The organism is Paenibacillus camelliae (assembly GCF_023715345.1).
In the GTDB taxonomy this organism is placed as follows: domain Bacteria; phylum Bacillota; class Bacilli; order Paenibacillales; family Paenibacillaceae; genus Pristimantibacillus; species Pristimantibacillus camelliae.
Genome location: NZ_JAMBNY010000002.1, coordinates 253267 through 275362 on the forward strand (window position 1 = coordinate 253267; position 22096 = coordinate 275362).

The following is a 22096-nucleotide window of genomic DNA, read 5'->3' on the forward strand; positions in this document are numbered from 1 at the left end:
CTATGCTCTAATTATAGAGCGCTTTTTTTGATGCAATGCGCTTCATCATCGTTAGCTTTGTTCCACCACCAAGTGTACTGCTCATTTCGAAATGATCCATAAAGTTTTCCATAATGGTAAAGCCCATACCTGAGCGCTCTTCATCCGGCTTCGTTGTAAACAATGGCATGCGAGCAAGCTCTGTATCCTCTATGCCAGCACCTTCATCAATTATTTCAATGGTTAGCTTGCCGTTTTCTGCAATGCCGTTCAATTGTATCTCTTTTGTCGGATTATTGTCGTAGGCATGTATGATACAATTCGTTACCGCTTCGGATACCACTGTTTTTAGATCCTCCAGCTCCTCTAGTGTCGGGTCTAGATAAGAGACAAAGCTGGCAACAACCATCCTGGCAAATGCTTCGTTACAGGATTGGGCACTAAACGTTAAACTAAATTTATTCGGGACGCTCATGATACCACCTCCAGGCTTGAAAGCGCACTGTTTTCGTCGGCATGCAACTCAATGATTTTGAATAGACCGGACAATTCAAGCAGTCTGTTAACCGAACGGTTCGCATTACAAATCATCAGCTTACCGCCCTTTGCCTTAATCTGCTTGTAGCGACCAAGAATTACACCGATGCCGGAGCTATCCATAAAGGACAGCTGCGCTAGGTCCATGACCACATGCTTAATATTGTCCTTCATGATTGCTTCTTCGATCAGGCTGCGCACTCGATCAGCACTGTGGTGATCTAGCTCGCCATGCAGGCGGACAATAACTGCATTCTGATTGTGTTCAATATTCGCTACCACACTCACGTCTCGTTCAGCTCCTCATTGTTTGATTGATGTCAACACAATAGCTGTATTGTGATAGAGTAGGTTTCAACAGATGCACTTCCTTTTCCTGCCTGCTGACAAAACTAGAAGAAAAGCGTCAATAATCTACTAACAACTGTCTGAGAACTCAGAGAACAGCAAATTTTGCCGAATTTCCGTTCCACGCTAGGCTCGATTGTGAAGATGTACCAGGGTACGTCAAACAAACGGAACGAAGCAGAGGATGAAAAGGTGGTGAAAGATGCCACCTAACGAGTTTTCAGACATGCCTAATGAAACAAGCTTCGTGTCGAGCGTTTAAGAAGCTTCCACCAGCTGCTTCGCTCAATGGAGTAAGGTGCTAATAGCTCATACTCCTTAACGATTCGATCTTCTTGGTAGACGATAAGCTTTCCAATTGGCTGATCTTTAATAATTGGAGCTTTCATAGATTCGTCCATATCCAGCACATAGTGAATTTGATCGGTGTTGCTGCCACGACGAACTAGGATTGAGAAGTTCTGCGGTGCAACGAGATCTACTTTATTCTCCATCCCTTTTTCAATCTCAAGTGTGCCAATCGTATCACCTTTTTTAATAATTGGATAATTCATATATTGAGCAAAGGAATAATCCAGCATTTGAGATACCTCTGCATTACGGACCTTTGTTGAAGGAGATCCCATGACCACAGCAATGACTCGCATACCATCTCTTAGCGCTGATGCCGCTAAACAAAACTTAGCTTCACTTGTATAGCCCGTCTTGATTCCATCCGCGCCATCATAGAAACGAACAAGCTTGTTCGTATTAACGAGCCAGAACGGCTTATCTGAATCTTTTCTCAAATAATCCTGGTATTTTCCGGTAAACGACCTGATTAAATCATATTTCATCAGCTCTTTTGATAATATAGCGATATCGTAAGCACTTGAATAATGATTGTCTACAGGAAGACCGTTTGAGTTCATAAAATGCGTATTTTTCAATCCTAGCTGCTGTGCTCGCTCGTTCATCATTGCGACAAATTGCTCTTCGGTGCCTGCTAGTTTTTCAGCAAGTGCTACAGAAGCATCGTTGCCCGAAGCCATCGCAACACCTTTCAGCATTTCCTCAACCGTCATCTGCTCTCCGACCTCAAGGAATATTTGCGAGCCGCCCATTGATGCTGCTCTTTCGCTTGTTGAAACCATATCCGTAAGCTTTAGCTTACCTTGGTCAATCGCTTCCATGACGAGCAACATCGTCATAATTTTTGTAATACTTGCTGGTGGCAGCTTCTGATGACTATTTTTTTCAAAGATAACTGTTCCACTTTCCGCATCTATTACAATGGCTGATACAGCATTTTCAGCAAGCGCAGGCGCTGCAGCTGAATTGCTTTCGATTGAATCCTCCTGAAGATCGATCTTTGCTTCATTTGCATGTACTTGTGCAACAGTTAGATTCACGAGCAACATACTGATGACTAACATTGCTACAGTAATTTTCTTCAACGAATGTCCCTCCTAATGGTTGTGTCGAGATGCGTCAAATAATGAACCTCTCACTTACTTATTCATTATTAACGTATTGACTCTGTTTTATTCCATAGTTTGGACGCATTAGTCTAAATTAGGAAGCTTTTCTGCACTTCAGCTTGACACTCCGTTATTCCTTATTCACTTTAACCGTAGTAAGCCGATGGATGAAAATTTCTAAAGCTATAAGCAGGAAATATATAGAAAATAACGAATTATGATGACATCAAACATTAGTGGAGGAATGCTATGAATCCAATCTTGAATAAAATTGGTGGTGTCTTTATCCCAGTAAGCAGTATCGAAAAGGCACGCGATTGGTATTGTGACATTTTAGGATTACCAACGGAAGGTGAAATATATTTTGGTCATATTTTTGTCATTCCGATGGAAGGACCTGATCTTGTATTAGATAGTCAAATCTATTCCCCAGATAAAGTTTACAAGGTTCCAGCATTTCAGCTACGAACTGCAGATATACATCAAGCGTATGAATTTATGCATGCAAAAAATGTAGAATTAGTAACGGGTATTGAGAACGGACATTGGTTTAACTTTAAAGATCCCGATGGTAACCTACTCATGGTGTGTAAATAAACAAAAAGCAAGTATCGGGAGAGCTTACTCACTCGATACTTGCTTAGCTTATCGTTGCTTTGCTTATTAGGCTTGCTATATCTTTATGATAATAAATGCTGTACTCCATGCTTCGTGACAATCGCCTGCAGTAATGGTCTAGCTTCAGACCGCTGCTCGGTAATGTGAAATGCAGCTTTAATGATGCGAACAGCTTCATGCTCCTCATTCGTTTCACTGTTGACATGCAGCGTAGCTAACACGTCACCTTTTTCCGCATATTCGCCTACCTTTTTTCCGAGCACAATGCCAACCGCATGATCAATACGATCATCTTTGGTTTGACGTCCCGCTCCTAGCTTCATCGCTGCAAGGCCAAGCGCTTCAGCTTCAATCGCTGCAACGTAGCCTTGCTGCTCACTGACCACATGATAGGTCGAGCGAGCTTGTGGTAATCGATCCGGGTAATCAACAACAGTAGCATCGCCACCTTGTGCAGCAATTAGCTGCTTAAGCTTTTCTAACGCTTGTCCATTGTGAAGCACTGCTTCAACCAATTCACGCGCTTCCTTCTCATCCTGAGCCTTCTTACCTAAAAGAACAAGATGTGCAGCTAGCGTTAAGCTTAGCTCGGTTAAATCCGCAGGCCCCTTCCCTTTGAGGGTGTCAATTACCTCGGCAACCTCTAGTGCATTGCCAATCGCATAGCCTAACGGCTGATCCATATCGCTAATAATAGCTGCCGTGTCGCGACCGACCTCACTACCAATGGTAACCATTGCCTCAGCCAGCTTAATGCTGTCCTCAAGTGTCTTCATAAAGGCACCATTTCCCGTCTTCACATCAAGCACGATTGCATCTGCGCCAGCTGCAATCTTCTTGCTCATGATTGAGCTTGAAATGAGAGGAATCGATTCTACTGTAGCTGTCACATCACGTAATGCATACAGCTGCTTGTCCGCAGGAGCTAAATCCCCGCTTTGACCTATTAGGGAGACACCAATTGAATTCACTTGCTCGACAAATTGCTTCTGAGTCAGCTCAGTATGAAATCCTTGGATCGATTCAAGCTTATCAATCGTCCCTCCTGTATGTCCGAGTCCACGTCCCGACATCTTAGCTACAGGTACTCCAACCGCTGCTACGATTGGAGCGATAATAAGACTTGTTTTATCACCAACGCCACCAGTCGAGTGCTTATCTACTTTAATTCCTTCAATTGCAGATAAATCGACTTGATCTCCTGACTCTGCCATAGCCATCGTTAATGCTGCAACTTCAATGGCAGACATGCCATTAAAGTATACGGCCATTAGCCATGATGACATTTGATAATCAGGAATTTCACCTTTGCAATATTGTTCAATCCACTCTCGAATATGTTGAGCAGAATGTTCTTTCCCATCGCGCTTATGTTGAATGAAATCTACGGCTCTCATCGTTTCCTCCAGTTTGTGCTTAACAGTGATTAGGTGAAGGCATACAGCTTACAGCGCATACTCGAACAATTGAACCTTCTTCTTCATATACTGTGCCTTTAGCACATGCTCGTCCAGTAGCTGACTAATTGCAATGACGTCCTTGTGCAAAAGACTGCCTTTCTGCGCTGCTGTCATCTCCATCTGCTTACGTAACATCTCAATCTTCTTATTCAGTTGACTATCCATTTCCTTCCATAACCATCCTCACCTATCAAATTACAAACACACTAGATTGAGGACATTATACGACGAATTCGCATACGAAGGTTGTCACATTAAGGCACTTTAATTGTGAACATTCTGTGACAGATATCTTATATTTTGGCGATTAATGACGTTACAAGCTCTAAAAATTGAGATTTAACTCGATCTGTTGTCTCCATGACCTCTTCATGGGATAATGGCTGGTCCAATATACCTGCTGCCATATTGCTAATACATGATATTCCGACAACCTCCAGACCACTATGGCGAGCTGCAATAACCTCAGCTACTGTAGACATCCCTACGGCATCTGCTCCCAAAATACGCAGCATCCGAATTTCGGCTGGCGTTTCATAGGATGGTCCAAGCAAGCCAGCATATACACCTTCGACAAGCTCAATCTCCTTCTCGGATGCTACTTCCTTAGCGATCGATCTTAAACGTTTGCTGTAGGCTTCAGACATATCTGGAAAACGTACACCCAGCTCATTGTCGTTAGCACCAATTAAAGGGTTTTTCCCCGTCATATTGAGATGATCGGAGATAAGCATTAAATTCCCCGCTGCAAACTGCTCATTTATTCCCCCTGCTGCGTTCGTAACAACGAGCGAATGGACACCAATTGCTTTCATGACGCGTACCGGAAAGGCTGTCAGCTCCGGTCCATACCCTTCATACATATGGAAGCGCCCACGCATTAATGCAACGATTCGACCAGACAGCTTGCCAATCATTAGCTCTCCAGCATGCCCTTCTACTGTCGATACTGGGAAATGAGGGATATGCTCGTATGGGATAACGACAGCTTCCTCGATGTGATCACCTAATACTCCTAAGCCTGATCCTAGAATTAGACCTATTTCTGGTTTGACGCTTAATTTTTGCTCGATAAATTGTGCTGCCTCTTTTATTTGCTTAGCTGTTGACATATATCCGTAATCCTCCTTCTACATTAACCATAAGAATATGTACTATTGAATTAATTTACTTAAAAAGCTTGTTCCTGATGGAGGTGCAGCAACCCCAAAGTTATCTGCTATGGTTGCTCCTAAATCTGCAAATGTAGCTCGAGTATCCAGCCTTGATGGCGATTGGAAGCTGGGGCTAAACGCTAGAATCGGTACGTATTCACGCGTATGATCCGTGCCGGTATGCGTTGGATCGTTGCCATGATCTGCTGTAATAATTAATAGATCCTTCTCCCCAATTGTTTCCAGCAATGCTGGGATCGCAGCATCAAATTCCTCTAAAGCTTTACCGTATCCGATTGGATCTCGCCTGTGACCGTATAGTGAATCAAAATCGACAAGATTAACGAAGAGCATCCCTTTGAAATTCGTTTTAAGTAGCTCCACCGTTGTATGTATACCGTCTGCATTGCTTTTTGTAGGATGCGATTGATTAATTCCCTCTCCATCAAATATATCATGAATTTTGCCGACAGCTATCGTGTCATAGCCCTTATCCTGCAAAGCATTCAGTACCGTTGGCTCTGGCGGCTTTACTGCATAATCATGACGATTCGGTGTTCGAGTAAAGCTTCCAGGTTGTCCAATATAAGGACGAGCGATGACTCTTCCAACAAAAAAACGCTCCTCCATCGTCAGCTCTCTAGCAATCTCACAAGCGTTGTACAGCTCCTCTAGAGGGATGACCTCCTCGTGTGCGGCAAGCTGGAATACACTATCCGCACTCGTGTATACAATCCAAGCGCCCGTCTTCATCTGTTCCTCGCCAAGCTCATCTAATATTACGGTACCGCTCGCTGGCTTGTTGCCGATAACCTTCCGTCCTGTGCGTGCTTCAAATTGTTGAATGAGCTCCTCAGGGAAACCTTCGGGAAAGGTTTGAAACGGCTTATCAATACGAAGGCCCATTAACTCCCAATGTCCTGTCATCGTGTCCTTACCTGCGGAAACCTCAGCCATCTTCCCGTAATATGCTTTAGGCTGACGATTTTCATCGGGATTCCAGTTATGAATTTGTTCAATTCGATCTAAGCCAAGCTCACGCAAATTCGGTAGCTTCATCTCATATTCTCTTGCAATATGTCCAAGCGTATGGCTGCCAGCGTCACCAAAGCTAGCTGCATCAGGCAGCTCCCCAATGCCGACACTGTCAAGCACGATGACTGCAATTCGATCAAATTTCATCATCAATTCTCCTCACATTAATATAGAACGTTACGCCCGCGGGTGAGCATGGCGATACACATCCTTGACTCCGTTTTTCGTTAGCGTTGTATATTTCATCGTCGATACGATATCAACATGGCCAAGCAGCTCCTGCACTGTATACACATCTGCTCCGTTCTGAAGTAGATGAGCAGCAACGGAATGACGAAGCGTATGAGGTGTAAGCTCCTCTTCGATGCCTGCTAGCTGTCCGTATTTCTTTAACAGCTTCCAAAAGCCTTGTCTAGTGATACGCGATCCAAGATGATTAAGGAACAGCATGTCATCGCTGGTCCGCTCCGTAGTAAGCTGCTCTCTCCCTGTATTCAGATAGCTCTCAAGGGCATCTCTTGCATAGCTGCCGAACGGCACGAAGCGTTCCTTACCGCTCGGACTAATACACTGGATAAAACCTAGCGACAAATGAATATGCTCTACATTGAGCGCTACAAGCTCCGATACGCGTATGCCCGTTGCGTATAGCAGCTCAAGCATCGCCTTATCACGCAGTCCGCTAGCAGTTGTGACATCTGGCGAATTAAGCAGCGCCTTCGCTGTCTCCTGAGTAATCGTTTTAGGCTGCTGCTTCGATTGCTTCGGCGCCTCAATGTATATCGAAGGATCGAACGTAATATGATCCTCCAGCAGCAGGAAGTGAAATAACGCGCGTATCGATACAATGTGACGTGCAATCGTTGCTGACTTCAGCTCTGCATCCTTCAACATATTAATATATTTCATAACATGATGCTTATGGACGCGATTCCATTCCGTAACGCCTTGTTCCTCTAAATATCCAATAAATTTTTTAAGATCACGCTCATAGGATTGGTAGGAGTTAGGAGAAAGCTTGCGTTCATACTTAAGTACTTTTAGATATTGATGAAACTGCTCGTACATCCAATCCCTCCTTCCTACTTAGTGTATCATTTCCTAATTCCTATTCGCCATACCGGAAAAACAATAATAGACGATCAGGTATGCTATAGCTATCTAGATCCGTGTTCATCTGAAATACCTTTACCGCATCTGCTCCTGGGTGCTCGTATGGCGATCCGATTAATAAGCTCTGCACCCAGTCATATGCCGCTGTGATGACAATTACGAGTAACACAAACAATAGAAAGAACATAAACCGGTGAAACATCTCTTTCATCATCATAATGGCGCCTCCTATATATGTATATTCACTAGACCATATGTAGGACGAACTTAAATTATGATGTACATGCTTTTATATTAAGAAAAAAGGCCTGCCATCCCTTAACGGATATTGCAGGACCTTTATATTGTTTGTTCGCTCATTGCACGACAGCTTTTACATATACCGTGAAAATCCAATCGGTGATCAACCGTTTCGAATTTATATTGCTCCTGTAGTCTTTCCTCAAGCGGCAGCAACCAATCATCCTTTATTTCGCTTACGTCTCCACACTGTACACAAATTAAGTGATGATGATGGTGACGATTACTATCTCCTCGTAAGTCATACCTAGCTACACCGTCACCAAAATTGAGCTTTTCTACAACATGAAGCTCAGTAAGTAATTCTAGTGTACGATAGACGGTTGCTAATCCGATCTCTGGTGCAATTTCTTTTACAAGCAGAAAAACATCCTCTGCACTTAAATGATCTTCCTCATTCTCAAGCAAGATACGTAGTGTCGCTTCACGCTGCGGAGTTAATTTGTAGCCCTGTGCTTGAAGCTGCTGTTTAATTTTATCTATCTGGGCCTGCATTACAGTCCTCCTGCCTACATCTCCTACTAAAATATGTTTTCATTATATTAGCTTTTTTATAAAGAAGTCAAACACATTCCATCATTGAGATTTATAGCAGCTCCGTATTGGATGAATACCACTCAAGCAGCTTCGGTGTCACAAAAACCTCAATGAGTGAGGCAGCAGCCAGTAGGAGAAGCATTGCCGTCGCAATAGTCGAAAAGCTTAACAGTTGACTAGATAATACACCTTGATGCTTTCTAATGCGATTGTTGAACAGAAAAGCAGCAAAAGAAATTGCTGAGGAGCTTAGAACAATAAGTGCTGGAATGACAACGATATTGTGCGGAGCTATCGTAAGTAAGCTCAGCCATATGCCTTCCGTTCCAAAGGCTTGAGTAAGCATGAAGATCGAGCTCCCAAGCAAAAAGCCCTTTAAAAAATTTAGAATAACGACAATAGGTACACCAATTATCGATATCCCCAGTAATATAAATGCCACTGCCCATTTCATATGCTTAAAAAAAGTATTCCAGAATAGGTCCGCGCGATCTAAGAAGGCAGCCTGCTGCAGCCATCCGACATAATGCACCATGCCTCGATTCAGCTCCTCCTGCTGAACAGCCGGCAGCGCCTGCAGCAATATGCTGCCACATATTGCACCTGCAAACATGACAACTCCGAGGTAAATCCACTTGTTCCATTGACCCTGCATCGTAATCGCTCCTTGTATTCTAGCTTCTATTCTATTCCTATGCTAGATTGATAGAGCTTATGACTGCTTGGCCAGGATAAGTAGCTACCTATTCTCTATTCGGCTGCTATAGCTTTCCAGTTGCGACTAACAGCTTCCATGCGTATACGGCGAGCAGCGTTTTAGCATCACTTATATCTCCGCTTGCAATATACGAATCTGCCTCTTCAAGCGTAATTTGCATAACGATGACATCCTCATCATCATCTAAATTTTGCTTGCCAGCTTCCAGTTGATCTGTGTAGTAGACGTATAGCTTCTCATCTGCAAAGCCTGGCGAAGTATAGAAGGCATGAAGGAGCTTAACCTCTTGAGCTATAAAACCTGTTTCCTCCTCCAGTTCTCGAATAGCAGCGATATGAGGTTCTTCATTAGGATCAAGCTTTCCTGCTGGAATTTCAATTTGTGTTTTCCCTAGTGCCTTACGATATTGCTCAACCACGATCATCTTTCCTTGATGAATGGCAACTACAGCTGCTGCTCCAGGATGGCGAACGATCTCTCTCGTTGCTGTACGACCGTCTGGAAGCTCAACGGTATCGACCTGAAGATCAATGACTTTACCTTTAAAGACTTGCTCTGTTGAGATGGTTGGCTCTGTCCAAATTTTTTTATCCATTACAATATTCCTCCTAAAGGAAGTAAAGCTGCTGTCATATTGTCTCTTCGATGCTCATAGGCTTGTACAAAATAGGTTGAGGAGTGAACCCTATGACAAAGCAAAGCATTACACCTAACTATATTCTGTTCTCTGGAAAAGCACGTGACATAAAAAACGAGTTAAATAAGCTGCTTATAAGCACAAACAGCAGAGAGACGGTATCTAAATTCACACATCGCTCTGCTGAATTTAAACGCTAACTCTTGATATGACTACGAAGCTTTACAAGTGGCTAAGCTTGATATTGTGCCGATTGCTTTAGCAGCTCAACGACAAGCTGTGAGGTTTTAACGAGATTATCGACTTTAATTTGTTCATCGGTCGTGTGAATATGCTCATAGCCTACAGCAAGATTAACCGTTGGTACACCTAAACCGTTAAATATATTAGCATCGCTGCCCCCACCAGAGTGGAAGGTGCGCGGCTTCAAGCCAAGCGCTTCAATTGCCTTGCTCGCAAGTTGCACTACCGCACTATCATCTGTATGACAGTACGCGGGATATACAATATTGCTATGGAATGCGGAGCGAGCCTGATAGGTAGCAGCAGTATGCTCAACGGCTTGCTTCATGCTCTCTACCTGAGCCTCTAGCTTTTCACCTTGAATGCTGCGCGCCTCTGCAACAAGCTTCACATAATCACACACAATATTGGTTGGACCGCCACCTTCAAAGCTTCCGATATTTGCTGTCGTTTCATGATCAATGCGACCTAGCTTCATTGCACTAATCGCTTTCGCAGCTACTTGAATAGCACTAATTCCTTTTTCTGGACTAACGCCAGCATGAGCAGATTTACCAAATATCTCGATGACGATATGAGCTTGCGTTGGTGCAGCAACGGCGATATCACCAATATCACCATTGGAATCTAGCGCGTAGCCGTATGTAGCCTTTAACATCGCTGGGTCGATAGCACGTGCTCCTAGCAAGCCTGATTCCTCACCAACCGTTATAACCACTTGAACTGCTGCATGTGATAACCCTTGTTCCTTCACCACTTGAATCGCTTCGAATAAAGCAGCAATTCCTGCTTTATCGTCACTACCCAGAATGGTTGTTCCATCTGAACGTATATAACCGTCCTCGTCGATACGCGGCTTGATCCCTTTACCTGGTGTTACTGTGTCCATATGACAAGTGAATAATATAACTGGCTGATCCTTCGCATCCTCCGTTGCTTCAAGCATGGCAAATAAATTGTTAGCCCCATGTCCAGTTACCTCTGCTGCGTTATCCTCTGATACGGATAAGCCAAGCTCCTGAAGCCGATGCTTCAGCACCTTGCTAATTTCTGCCTCGTTTCCAGATTCGCTATCTACTGTCACAAGATCGAAAAATTGTTGAACAAGACGTTTTTGTTCTATCATTTTGTTTCCTCCAGCCTACTTTTTCGTATACAATAGAGTTAATGCTGTAATTCATCGTTGCTTTTGAAAGGAGATATCTTCGATATGCGTCAACAAAAAATTATTAAAATTGTTGCTATTGTTGTAGCAGCTGCACTATTATTCACAACATTGTTCGCAGGTATCGGCTCCTTCTTCCTTTAGAATGGAGCCTTATACAAAGCCAAAATGCCGTTTAAATATTGGAGCAATCTGCGCCGCAGCTTCTTCAACTGTCATCTGATCTCCTGTGATATCATTAAATGAGGTCACACCAAACTCCTGAATACCGCAAGGAACAATACCACTAAAGCCGTCTGATGCAATGCCTGACTTAATGTTTAGGGCAAAGCCATGACTCGTAATAAAACCTCTACGCTGACGTGATCGATTGAATTTTACACCGATTGCCGTAATCTTCTCGTCTCCAACCCATACTCCAGTATACTGTTGCTTTCTTGTTCCTTTTATACCATATTGCGAAAGCCATTCAATAATGACTTCCTCTACGTTACGTAAATATCCATGTAGATCAAGACCAGCCGCATCAAGATAGATAAGGGGGTAGCCTACAAGCTGTCCTGGACCATGATATGTAATATCACCGCCACGATCGATTTCATACAAGGCAATGCCTTGCTCTTGCAGCGCGGCGTCATTCAATAGCAAATGCTCCGGATGACGATCGGTACCAAGTGTATAGGTCGGTGGATGCTGAAGAAGGAGAAGCGTCTCACTGCGCTCCTCCTTGTCAATTTCCTTCACATATTGTTTTTGTAGATCCCACGCCTCTTTATAATCAAGCATACCGATATAATGTGCATCCAGCTGTTTCTGACTGAGCTGTTGTTCAGGTTTCTGCATAGCTGACACTCCTTTAACAAGTGTTCAAAAGTTGCTCTCTATCCTACTTGAACACTGACACTAATTCAGTATTACGACGATTATATCAGTAGATTGAGCTTTCAAGATTGTAAGCCTCAAGATTCTCTTTCACACGCTGTAAGAACCTTCCACAGATGACGCCATCCAGTATGCGATGGTCAAGTGATAAGCATATATTCGCCATCGAACGAACAGCAATCATATCATCTATAACGACAGGTTTTTTTACAATTGATTCGAACGTAAGAATCGCTGCCTGCGGATAGTTAATAATAGGATAAGACAGAATGGAACCAAAGGAGCCTGTGTTATTAACCGTAAATGTTCCGCCCTGCATATCTGAAAGTGTAAGCTTTCCTTCGCGTGTTTTATGTGCTAATTCCTCAATTTCCTTCGCGATGCCTGCGACATTTTTATGGTCAGCATTTTTAATGACCGGTGTCATGACGGAGTCCTCCGTACCAACGGCTAGCGATATGTTTATATCCCGCTTCACAATAATTTTGTCAACAGCCCATACGGAGTTCATAATCGGGAAATCTCGTATCGCGTTAACGACTGCTTTAATGAGAAAAGCAAGATAGGTCAAGTTCACGCCCTCACGCTTCTTAAACTCATCTTTAAATTTATTGCGAATCATAACTAGATTTGTAACGTCTACCTCGATCATTGTCCACGCATGCGGAATTTCACTCACACTTTGTCTCATATTACGAGCAATCGTGTTGCGAATAGGTGTAACGTCAATATAGGTCTCACCGCGACCTCCTGCATATGGATCATCGAGTTCTATTTTAGGTAGACGCGGAGACTCAGAAAGATGGATGCCTGTTGTGCGAACCTGTTGACTCGATTGCTCAATTGGCTTTTCTGGTTGTCGAACCTCACGTGCCCCAGAAGCAACATAGGCAAGCACGTCCTTGCGTGTAATTCTACCGCCTAAGCCCGTTCCCTGAACATGCTCCAGCGATATACCGTGCTGACTTGCCAAGGTTTGAACAGCGGGTGAATAACGTCCACGCATGGAAGTATCGCTTCCTGTGGCTGTGGCATTGGTATGCACAGTGGTGGCGCTGACAGCCTCATTGACTGGCGATGGCTCAGCAGCTTGCTCAGAGCCCTCACTTTCAATAATGCAAATTGCTGTACCCACTGGAACATCTTCACCAGTTCCTACTAATATTTTTGTCAGCTTACCTGCAACTGTGGACGGAATTTCTGCATTAACTTTATCCGTATTAATCTCACAGATTGGTTCGTATTCGTCCACCCAATCGCCTGGCTGCTTTAGCCAACGATCGATCGTAGCTGACACTTGTGATTCTGCAAGCTGTGGCAATGTAATTTCAGTTATAACACTCATTTATCGATCAACTCCTAACGTTTCAGACTAGCTAAAAATCAGCTAACTGCTTCATTGCGGCCTTCACCTTTTCCGTATTCAGTAAGAAGAACTTTTCACCTGGAGGGTTAATCGGCATGGCAGGTACGTCAGGGCCACATAAACGCATAATTGGTGCATCAAGCTCGAACAGAAGTTCCTCTGCAATAATTGCAGCTACTTCAGCTCCAACGCCGCCTGTTTTATTATCCTCATGCACAATTAGCACTTTACCAGTACGTCTTACCGCTTCCAGAATCGCTTCCTTGTCGAGCGGCTGAATGGTGCGAAGATCTAATATATGGGTGCTAATCCCTTCCTCAGCAAGCTCTTCTGCTGCCTGCTCAACAAACCGAAGCGGCAAGCTATAGCCAATAACGGTAATATCATCGCCCTCACGAAGTACATTCGCCTTGCCAATCTCTACGACGTAATCTTCCTCTGGCACTTCACCACTAATGAGGCGGTAGCTCTTTTTATTCTCAAAGTATAATACTGGATCTTCATCACGAATGGCTGCTTTTAGCAAACCCTTTGCATCATATGGTCGATAAGGTGCAACAATTTTCAAGCCAGGCGTACCAAAGAATACAGACTCTGGACACTGGGAATGGTATAGTCCACCGAATACGCCGCCGCCAATCGGCGCACGTATTACGACAGGACAATTCCAGTCATTGTTTGACCGATATCGGATTTTAGCTGCTTCACTAATAATTTGGTTCGTAGCAGGAAACATAAAGTCGGAGTATTGCATTTCTGCAATCGGACGCATGCCGTACATCGCAGCTCCAATGGCTACTCCAGCAATCGCAGATTCCGACAACGGTGTATCGAGTGCTCTCATTTCACCAAATTGCTCATACAGCCCTTTCGTAGTAGTAAACACGCCACCCTTGACGCCTACGTCTTCACCTAACACGAACACGTTATCATCGCGTTCCATTTCTTCCGCCATCGCCGTGCGAATCGCATCTATATAACTCATTGTTGGCATTAGTGTTTCTCCTCCTTGCGCGTATCAGCATACACATGATCGAGTACCGATTCTGGCGTAGGGAAAGGAGCTTTATCGGCATAGCTGCTAGCTTCATCCAGCTGCTTTTTAATCTCCTCGCGCAGTGTGCGCTCTAGCTCGTCATTCCATAGGCCCAGCTCTTCAATGTACATTCTGAAGCGAGGTAATCCGTCAAGTGCACGATGGTGTTCGACTTCTTCCTTCGTTCGATAGGCAAGGTCATTATCTGACGTTGAATGTGGAGAAATACGATACATCATCGCTTCAATTAGCGTTGGACCTTCACCTTTAACGGCACGCTCTCTTGCTTCCTTCACAACACGGTAAACCTCAAGCGCATCATTTCCATCGACACGCTCTCCATGCATTCCATAGCCAAGCGCGCGGTCAGAGATCTTCCCTGCTACTTGCTTGTGCACAGGTACAGAGATCGCATATTGGTTGTTTTCACACATTAATATAACGGGTAACTTATGGACGGCTGCAAAGTTGCTGCCTTCATGAAAGTCACCTTGATTGCTTGAGCCTTCCCCGAAGGTAACAAAGCTTACGAAGCTTTTATTTTTCATTTTTGCAGCCAGCGCTAAGCCTACGGCATGCGGCACCTGTGTCGTTACCGGACTAGAGCCTGTTACGATACGTAGACGCTTAGAGCCAAAATGCCCAGGCATTTGTCTACCACCACTATTCGGATCCTCTGCTTTAGCAAAAGCAGACAGGAATAAATCTCGAAGTGTCATACCAACTGAAAGCACGAAGCCATAATCACGGTAATAAGGAAGAAAATAATCATTGTCCCGGTCCAATGCATATGCAGCTGCAACCTGCGCGACCTCTTGGCCGATGCCAGATACGTGAAAATTGATTTTTCCTGCGCGCTGCATAAGCATCATTCGCTCATCAAACATTCTTGCTGTGAGCATATGCGTATACATCGCCACTAGCGTTTCATTACTCAATCCTAGTTGCTGATGCTTCGCTTGTTGACTTGTCGAAGACAATAGTGACATATTATCTTCCTCCTCTTTTAGTTAAATTAAAACCTGGTACTAATACCATGTCATAGTACTATTATACTCTTATCGTTCACAAAATAATATGTGACATTTATAATGAAATTGAACGTCCATCTACACCTAGCATCGCTTCTGCAATCGCTTCTGATAATGTTGGATGCGGATGAACCATCATACCAACCTCCCATGGCGCTGCATTAAGCCATCCAGAAAGCGCCGCCTCACTGATTAATTCTGTAGCATGCTGACCAATGATATGCACCCCTAATATATCATCTGTCGCCTTATCAGCAATGACCTTCACAAAGCCTTCAGAGTGACCAGATATAATGGCCTTGCCGATTGCAGCAAATGGCACCTTTGCTTTTTTCAGCTCAAAGCCAGCTGCTACAGCCGCAGCTTCAGTGTAGCCATATGATGCAACCTCAGGGTAAGAATAGATGCATCGAGGAATAAGATGGGAAGCAACAGGATGCACCGGCTGACCACAGATATGGTCCGCTGCAACAATTCCTTCATGAGAAGCTGCATGTGCTAGCTGAACACCGCCAATAGCATCTCCGATCGCATAAATATGAGGCTCTGACGTTTGACCTACCTCATTAACAGCTATAAAGCCATTCTTCACCTTAACATCGGTATTCTCCAGCCCAATATCTTCAACATTCGCAGCACGTCCAACAGAAACAAGCATCTGATTGCTATCCAGCACGACATCCCCATCTGCTGTTTGCGCCCGAATAGTGAACCCTTCATTCTGCACAGTAAAGCTTTCTGTATCAAGCTGTACACCAGTCAACACACGAATGCCACGCTTTGTCAGCTGACGAGTCATCTCTAGTGAAATTTCTGTATCTTCACCTGGCAGTAATCTTGCGCCAACCTCTACGACGGTAACTTGTACACCAAAATCATGCAACAGCGTTGCCCATTCTACACCAATCACTCCACCGCCTACGACAAGCATGCTTTCTGGCAGCTTGTCCAGCTCCAAAGCATGATCACTACTAAGTATGACCTTACCGTCCGGCTCAAGTCCTGGGAGACTGCGAGGCTTCGATCCAGTCGCGATAATAACATGTTGGCCAACCACTGACTCCATCTCACCATCTGCAAGTTCGACCGCTATTGCCCCACTGCGCGGAGAAAAGATTGATGGTCCGGTAACACGGCCTTTACCATGGATCATCTGAATACGATGGCGCTTCATAAGACCTTGCAGCCCTTTGAATAGCTGATCTACCTTGTCCAGCTTTGTTTGCTGCACATCATTAAAATCATATGTAACATGCTCACTATTTATCGCTATACCGTATTTAGAGGATTGTAATATCGTACGATATACTTCAGCGCTTCGTAGTAGTGACTTTGAAGGTATACACCCACGATGCAGGCAGGTCCCTCCGACTTTATCCATCTCAATAATTGCGACTGATTTGCCTTGCTGGGCAGCTCGTATGGCTGCCGTATAACCACCAGGACCTCCCCCTAAAATTGCAACATCCACTTGAATTGCCATGTATAAAACCTCCATTTATATAAGTTCAATTGTGAGTAAATTCATAAGCTATTTCCTTATTGTAACTCTTTTTAACACATCTCGCACCGTTCTTTCGAGCGGTATACCTTTATTTGGAGTTTTATGGTACGATATTCGATATGACTAACCGTCTACTGACTTTGATCATAGAAGGAGTTTACTGATGAGATTAACAATTCAGCGACTAATTGCAATCATTCTGCTAGTAGTGCCAGGAATTATTGCTTGCTTTGGTTTTTTGAAAATGAAGGATTCTCTCTTTGACTATTGGAGTGCATTCGGGAATGAAACCTTGCAGCCTAGCTTTGCGTGGGGTAAATTTATTCTTGGCTTCATTATGTTTGCCGCGGGTGCCGGCTTTATTGCTGGCTGGACGTTCTACCGTGATCGTAAACGAAACTATGTAGCCCCTCGTTTCAAGGAAAAACGAAACAAGCCGCCTAAGCCGACAAAAACTAATTTATAATTTACAAGCTGTTAATTTTCATTTAATGATCCATTAACAATTCACCTCTATACTGATCTCAGTACAGGAAGGTGGTGAAAGCTATGATCGTCTTCGACGTCATTGTTGATGGAGAAAAAATAGATACGTTAAGACCGATGACTTCGCGTTTGCGTGAATTACAAATGTTCATTGATCATCAGTTCCAACAGCTTGTTGAAAAATACGGTGCGAACGTATACCTGTCTAGACGCTTCGAATACTAATATCGAAGCGTCTATTTTATTTTAAATGATTTTTGCAACAATTCTCTAAGTACGCAAACTAATTTACGGAATCCAAAAGACTATTCATTGATTCATTTAGTTCATCTATGTTAGGATTCTCTACTTTACTATCATTAATTTTATATTTCCTTTTTAGTTGAATTATTTTTTCTACACTTTCATTTAGTCTTTGTTCTGAAATCTCCCCATATTGAACAGCGACTTTTATAGAGGAGATAACCTTGACAACATTATTATAGTCATGCCCTACCAAAATAATATCGCTTCCGGCCTTTACAGATTCTACAGCTGCCTTGCCAATATCGAAATGTTCTGTGATAGCTCCCATGGTCATATCGTCTGTTATAATTACTCCCGTGAAATTAAGTTGTTTTCTAAGAAGATCCGTCATGACAGCTTTTGACATGGACGACGGATTGTTTTTATCCAATTCAGGCAATAAGATATGGGCAACCATCACAACATCTGCGCCCTGTTCAATCGCACGTTCAAACGGAATTAATTCTAGTTTTTTTAGTTCCTTAAGGCTTTTATTTACAATTGGGAGTTCAAGATGAGAATCAACCGATGTATCGCCGTGACCAGGAAAATGCTTAATTGTAGGGATGACGTCTTGCGATTGAATCCCTTTCATTGTTTGGATTCCAAGTTCACTTACTATCTCCAAACTGTCGCCAAATGCTCGATCGCCGATAACAGGGTTCATTGGATTGCTGTTAATATCAAGAACAGGTGCAAAATTGAGGTTTAGACCAAATTGTTTTAATTCATGACCTAACAGTGTTCCAACTTTATAAGAAAAATCAGGATCATTTACCTGTCCAATCTCTTTATTGGTAGGAAAGTTTACAAGACCACCCGGCAATCTCGTTACTCTTCTTCCTTCTTGGTCAACGCCTAAAAAAAGCGGTAGATTCGATCGATTTCCTGCATTCAACTGATTCACAAGTTGGACAGTCTGTTCAGGGTTTTCAAAATTTCTTTTGTAAAAAATAATTCCTCCAACATGTAATTCGCCTATTATTTTTTTATCGTTCTCATCCATTGTAGTCCCGGAAAGTCCAGCAAGAATCATCTGCCCGATTTTATCTTCTACACTCATGTTAGCTATAATGTCTGAAATGATTTGATTTTCTTGTTGAACTGGAGCTTTGTCCATCTGTGTATAGAGTGAGATATGGTGCACTCTAGGATTTGGCTCCTGCTCAGTTGGTTTAGGCAAAACCCATAATAAATCCGTAGAGGACGTTGCATGATAGACAAGAATCATTTGGTCATAAGTCGAATCTTTATAGTATCGAATAGCATCGGGTTCTCCACCAGTTTCCTTAATTTCATCTAAAGATATTTTTTGTAGTTCAGGATCAAAGGATCGTATGTCATTTACAGTCTGATCGACATATCCGATTGTAGAATGATGACGTTCGTATTCCTCATACCTACCTTTAGCAGTGTCCGACATATCGTCCGATTTTCCCCACTCATTATTAACTTCTTTCCACTCTGTTTTACCTGAAACAAAGGATATGTTCGGAACTTTACCTTCCTTGGATAAGTAAAACGTTTCTTCTACTAAATTCTCAAGATTTGAATTCTGATCATTCTTCGAACCCACTATATTTTTATCAGAAGGTTTATTTATCATTGGACTTTCTTTAACTGGCGTCTGCTCGCTGTCATTTTCTTTGATTGCATAATAACCGCCAACCATTAAGGCTAAAATTACAAGTAGAATTGTAAAAATACGCAGCTTAGTTCGTTTATTTCTTTTTCTTCTCATGTTCCATCACCCTCTCTGCTTTTTTAAAGCTAATTTAAGAGTTAATATTTACCGTTAATCTATTGTAACTGCAATTGGTTTTTAATATAAATGGTAAAAAGCGGCAAAGCAAACCCGCAATGAGACTTCTCATTATAACCCCTTCTTCTTTCTCCCAAGTACTGACTGTTTCGTGAAAATAACTGTTATATGAAAAGCATCATTGATTTGTAGTATAATTGAAGTAGATAACATGAAAGAGCTTGTGATATTATCATTTACTACATAATTAATGCTGAGAGGGATGAAGATGATGACGAAATTATGTTATAGCGGCTTAAAATATAATAATGATATGGAAATAAATATATTGGTGGATATTCAAAATGATTGGGTCGAGATCACACATACCAAGGAAGTATCACAGGTTATGAATAAAACATCAGGTGAATATATTCAAGTAAAACGAAACACCTTGAAATGTGAGATAGTTTCATAGAACTGCAAACAATTTTATGCAACTGATAATATCGGTTGCATTTTTTATTTTAGCAACTTTAATGCTGGATAATGCAGACAGTCCAACTAGAGAGCAATTGCCAATATTTGTTTAGACAATCTATTCCATTACGTTTAATATTAATTCATATAAGAATACTAGGAATTATGGAGGAGATAGGAAATGGCTTGGAAATCTAAAACAAAAACAATCGCTGCACTTACAGTTGCAGCATCCGTTGCATTACTGCCTCTTGCACAGCCAATTTTAGCTGCTGCACCTACTGCAAAGGAATATGGTACTTTTTTGAGTGCGAAATATGATATTACTGTTAATGAGCATGCGACAAAGGGGCAATTTATTCAATACGTTGCAGATCTTCTACCAGGTGAAGCAACAAAAACTGATTATCGCTTTAACGATGTAGAAAGCAGTAATGAGCACTACGCAGCAGTAGCAGAGCTTTATGAAAAAGGACATTTAACAGGAACTACGATTCAGGCAGATCAACAGCTTCAGCCATGGATCGCTGCCATTATTGCTGTACGAGCAGCTGGCTTAAAGGAGCTTGCAGCTACCTACACAACAGAGAAAATAGATGCTGCGCTTGCTAACATTAACTCAACATCATCTGATTGGTACAAGCATGTTGCACAGGAGCTAGCTGTTGCCATTGATAACGGCATCATTCCTGAGCAATATTATGATGAATTCGATTCTAATAAACCTGCAAGTGCAGAATTTGTTCAATACATACTCGGCGAAATTACTAGCTACAACGGTAACTATAAAAATTATATTGCTAATTCAACAGATGCTAACCTTATATCTGAGCTAATTGCTGCTTATAATACAGCTGACATCATTCAAGTAAGCGAGCTACAAGAAATTGTCGATGCCGCACTTGAGCAAAATATTATTACGGGCTATAACTTTAAGGATGCACGCTTCGAGGCTAATTTTGTAGATGAATATACACTTACGTACGGACATTCAGATCTAACGCATGCAATTCAGCTAATCGGCTTACTGCGCAGTGAAGGATTAGAAGCTAAAGTTCAGCTTGAACCAAAAACATCTGCCTTCTTATATCTTAAAGAATGGGGTGAGCCTGAGCAGTCCGAATCGTTCCAAGTGAAGCAGATCGCTAACGGCAACTATGTCGCATATTCTAAGGAATATGACCTAAGCTTTGAATTCAACTCCATTGAAGATAAAGAAAAGTTCCAAAAAATTATTATTGACTATGCTAAAAAGGATGCCGATGATGAGCCAGGCTTAATTATTAATTCATGGTGGCAGCCACTCTATTACTCAAACACTGAACTTGATGAGTATGTAACGATCTCTAACAACAAGGTCACTCTAGGCAACTACTATGCTCAAACGTTCTCCTTGAATGAACAAGTAGAAAGCATTGCCGCTGGATTCAAAGAAGTTAATCCAGAGGTTGAAGTTGAAAGCTATGAGTTCTGGGCTAATATCGCGTTCTACAATTATTTAGGTGGTACGGATTATAAATAAGTTCGTAAAAAAACGGAGGAGACCTTCATAGGTCCCTCCGTTTTAATGTCTATTATATTGCTTGGGTATAGGTTTCTGCACAAAATTGCTCAACCATCGCAAGCTCATCGTCCTCCATCTCGATGTCTATATACTTGCCAGCATCAGCGGTTTGAAACTCATACTTCACGATTTTACCCTGACCATCGTTCACAGCATAGACAACGCGAAGTCTCACACCTTCTTCGTGATGCAGTTCATCGTCCTCTTCTACTTCAACATCAATTATAAATTCATAGCGCTCCCCACTTAATATTCGGAATGGGTCAGCAACTGCCTCAACAGTATATTCATGTAAACTAAACATATCGATTCGTTTCTCCTTTTCAATCTCACTTCTACGTATTATACCATTGCTAATCCGCTTATGCTATGACCGGTGTTCTACATTATATGATGCGGACAATTCCACTTAAACTG

Annotated in this window: 26 protein-coding genes; 6 read left to right on the plus strand and 20 right to left on the minus strand. The window is 42.6% G+C overall.

Going from position 1 to position 22096, the window contains the following annotated elements:
- Nucleotides 1-7: 7 nt before the first annotated feature.
- The 3 genes from spoIIAB to M3180_RS07290 form a co-directional block, all read right to left on the minus strand.
- A complete protein-coding gene (spoIIAB, locus tag M3180_RS07280; protein WP_251666642.1) occupies nt 8-454 on the minus strand; it encodes an anti-sigma F factor in 447 nt (148 codons plus the stop codon).
- Nucleotides 451-804, minus strand: coding sequence for an anti-sigma F factor antagonist (gene spoIIAA / locus M3180_RS07285; protein ID WP_251666643.1), 354 nt, complete (start codon nt 802-804; stop codon nt 451-453). Before spoIIAA ends, spoIIAB begins: the two co-directional genes overlap by 4 nt.
- Before the next feature lie 290 nt (nt 805-1094).
- Nucleotides 1095-2300: a D-alanyl-D-alanine carboxypeptidase family protein gene (locus M3180_RS07290; RefSeq protein ID WP_251666644.1), complete on the minus strand. Its 1206-nt coding sequence runs from the start codon at nt 2298-2300 to the stop codon at nt 1095-1097.
- Nucleotides 2301-2573: 273 nt separating this feature from the next.
- Here M3180_RS07290 and M3180_RS07295 point away from each other — a divergent pair, with 273 nt between their 5' ends.
- A complete protein-coding gene (locus M3180_RS07295; protein WP_251666645.1) occupies nt 2574-2921 on the plus strand; it encodes a VOC family protein in 348 nt (115 codons plus the stop codon).
- An 83-nt stretch (nt 2922-3004) separates the two neighbouring features.
- On the opposite strand, the gene M3180_RS07300 is transcribed toward M3180_RS07295, so the two are convergent.
- From M3180_RS07300 to M3180_RS07340, 9 genes are all read right to left on the minus strand, one after another.
- On the minus strand, nt 3005-4339 hold the full coding sequence (locus M3180_RS07300) for a pyrimidine-nucleoside phosphorylase (protein ID WP_251666646.1): 1335 nt from the start codon (nt 4337-4339) through the stop codon (nt 3005-3007).
- Between the two features lie 48 nt (nt 4340-4387).
- Entirely contained in the window at nt 4388-4567 is a 180-nt protein-coding gene (locus M3180_RS07305) for an aspartyl-phosphate phosphatase Spo0E family protein (protein ID WP_251666647.1), read from the minus strand.
- A 128-nt stretch (nt 4568-4695) separates the two neighbouring features.
- The gene (locus M3180_RS07310) at nt 4696-5514 is read right to left on the minus strand and encodes a purine-nucleoside phosphorylase (RefSeq protein WP_251666648.1); all 819 of its coding nucleotides are present in this window, start codon (nt 5512-5514) and stop codon (nt 4696-4698) included.
- A gap of 42 nt (nt 5515-5556) precedes the next feature.
- Nucleotides 5557-6738: a phosphopentomutase gene (deoB, locus tag M3180_RS07315; RefSeq protein ID WP_251666796.1), complete on the minus strand. Its 1182-nt coding sequence runs from the start codon at nt 6736-6738 to the stop codon at nt 5557-5559.
- 30 nt (nt 6739-6768) lie between these two features.
- Nucleotides 6769-7659, minus strand: a complete 891-nt coding sequence (gene xerD / locus M3180_RS07320; protein WP_251666649.1) for a site-specific tyrosine recombinase XerD — start codon at nt 7657-7659, stop codon at nt 6769-6771.
- A 40-nt stretch (nt 7660-7699) separates the two neighbouring features.
- Complete coding sequence (locus tag M3180_RS07325) at nt 7700-7921, minus strand: DUF4227 family protein (RefSeq protein ID WP_251666650.1); 222 nt, start codon at nt 7919-7921, stop codon at nt 7700-7702.
- Between the two features lie 122 nt (nt 7922-8043).
- Nucleotides 8044-8499, minus strand: coding sequence for a ferric iron uptake transcriptional regulator (gene fur / locus M3180_RS07330; protein ID WP_251666651.1), 456 nt, complete (start codon nt 8497-8499; stop codon nt 8044-8046).
- Nucleotides 8500-8590: 91 nt separating this feature from the next.
- Complete coding sequence (gene spoIIM / locus M3180_RS07335) at nt 8591-9196, minus strand: stage II sporulation protein M (RefSeq protein ID WP_251666652.1); 606 nt, start codon at nt 9194-9196, stop codon at nt 8591-8593.
- A 106-nt stretch (nt 9197-9302) separates the two neighbouring features.
- A complete protein-coding gene (locus M3180_RS07340) occupies nt 9303-9854 on the minus strand; it encodes an NUDIX domain-containing protein (protein ID WP_251666653.1) in 552 nt (183 codons plus the stop codon).
- Between the two features lie 92 nt (nt 9855-9946).
- Here M3180_RS07340 and M3180_RS07345 point away from each other — a divergent pair, with 92 nt between their 5' ends.
- Complete coding sequence (locus tag M3180_RS07345; RefSeq protein WP_251666654.1) at nt 9947-10096, plus strand: hypothetical protein; 150 nt, start codon at nt 9947-9949, stop codon at nt 10094-10096.
- 32 nt (nt 10097-10128) lie between these two features.
- Here the strand turns inward: M3180_RS07345 and M3180_RS07350 are convergent, their stop codons facing one another.
- Nucleotides 10129-11265: a M20/M25/M40 family metallo-hydrolase gene (locus M3180_RS07350; protein WP_251666655.1), complete on the minus strand. Its 1137-nt coding sequence runs from the start codon at nt 11263-11265 to the stop codon at nt 10129-10131.
- Between the two features lie 84 nt (nt 11266-11349).
- Between M3180_RS07350 and prli42 the strand changes: the two genes are divergently transcribed.
- Nucleotides 11350-11448 carry a stressosome-associated protein Prli42 gene (gene prli42 / locus M3180_RS07355; protein WP_251666656.1) on the plus strand — a complete coding sequence of 33 codons (99 nt, stop codon included), beginning with the start codon at nt 11350-11352 and terminating at the stop codon, nt 11446-11448.
- Between the two features lie 9 nt (nt 11449-11457).
- On the opposite strand, the gene lipB is transcribed toward prli42, so the two are convergent.
- The 5 genes from lipB to lpdA all read right to left on the minus strand — a co-directional run bounded on the left by lipB (nt 11458) and on the right by lpdA (nt 17102).
- A complete protein-coding gene (gene lipB, locus M3180_RS07360; protein WP_251666657.1) occupies nt 11458-12147 on the minus strand; it encodes a lipoyl(octanoyl) transferase LipB in 690 nt (229 codons plus the stop codon).
- Nucleotides 12148-12232: 85 nt separating this feature from the next.
- Nucleotides 12233-13531, minus strand: coding sequence for a dihydrolipoamide acetyltransferase family protein (locus M3180_RS07365; RefSeq protein WP_251666658.1), 1299 nt, complete (start codon nt 13529-13531; stop codon nt 12233-12235).
- Nucleotides 13532-13562: 31 nt separating this feature from the next.
- Nucleotides 13563-14546 (minus strand): alpha-ketoacid dehydrogenase subunit beta, encoded by a 984-nt coding sequence (locus M3180_RS07370; protein WP_251666659.1) that lies wholly within the window; start codon nt 14544-14546, stop codon nt 13563-13565.
- Nucleotides 14546-15577: a thiamine pyrophosphate-dependent dehydrogenase E1 component subunit alpha gene (locus M3180_RS07375; protein WP_251666660.1), complete on the minus strand. Its 1032-nt coding sequence runs from the start codon at nt 15575-15577 to the stop codon at nt 14546-14548. Before M3180_RS07375 ends, M3180_RS07370 begins: the two co-directional genes overlap by 1 nt.
- A 97-nt stretch (nt 15578-15674) precedes the next feature.
- Complete coding sequence (lpdA, locus tag M3180_RS07380) at nt 15675-17102, minus strand: dihydrolipoyl dehydrogenase (RefSeq protein ID WP_251666661.1); 1428 nt, start codon at nt 17100-17102, stop codon at nt 15675-15677.
- A 184-nt stretch (nt 17103-17286) separates the two neighbouring features.
- On the opposite strand from lpdA, the gene M3180_RS07385 reads away from it, so the two are divergent.
- Complete coding sequence (locus tag M3180_RS07385) at nt 17287-17589, plus strand: DUF2627 domain-containing protein (protein WP_251666662.1); 303 nt, start codon at nt 17287-17289, stop codon at nt 17587-17589.
- An 83-nt stretch (nt 17590-17672) separates the two neighbouring features.
- Entirely contained in the window at nt 17673-17834 is a 162-nt protein-coding gene (locus M3180_RS07390) for a mechanosensitive ion channel protein MscL (protein WP_251666663.1), read from the plus strand.
- A 58-nt stretch (nt 17835-17892) separates the two neighbouring features.
- Here M3180_RS07390 and nagZ read toward each other — a convergent pair whose 3' ends face one another.
- Nucleotides 17893-19635, minus strand: coding sequence for a beta-N-acetylhexosaminidase (gene nagZ, locus M3180_RS07395; RefSeq protein ID WP_251666664.1), 1743 nt, complete (start codon nt 19633-19635; stop codon nt 17893-17895).
- 661 nt (nt 19636-20296) lie between these two features.
- On the opposite strand from nagZ, the gene M3180_RS07400 reads away from it, so the two are divergent.
- Entirely contained in the window at nt 20297-21637 is a 1341-nt protein-coding gene (locus tag M3180_RS07400) for a hypothetical protein (protein WP_251666665.1), read from the plus strand.
- Nucleotides 21638-21689: 52 nt separating this feature from the next.
- Here the strand turns inward: M3180_RS07400 and M3180_RS07405 are convergent, their stop codons facing one another.
- Nucleotides 21690-21983 carry a DUF6509 family protein gene (locus M3180_RS07405; RefSeq protein ID WP_251666666.1) on the minus strand — a complete coding sequence of 98 codons (294 nt, stop codon included), beginning with the start codon at nt 21981-21983 and terminating at the stop codon, nt 21690-21692.
- Between the last annotated feature and the right edge of the window lie 113 nt (nt 21984-22096).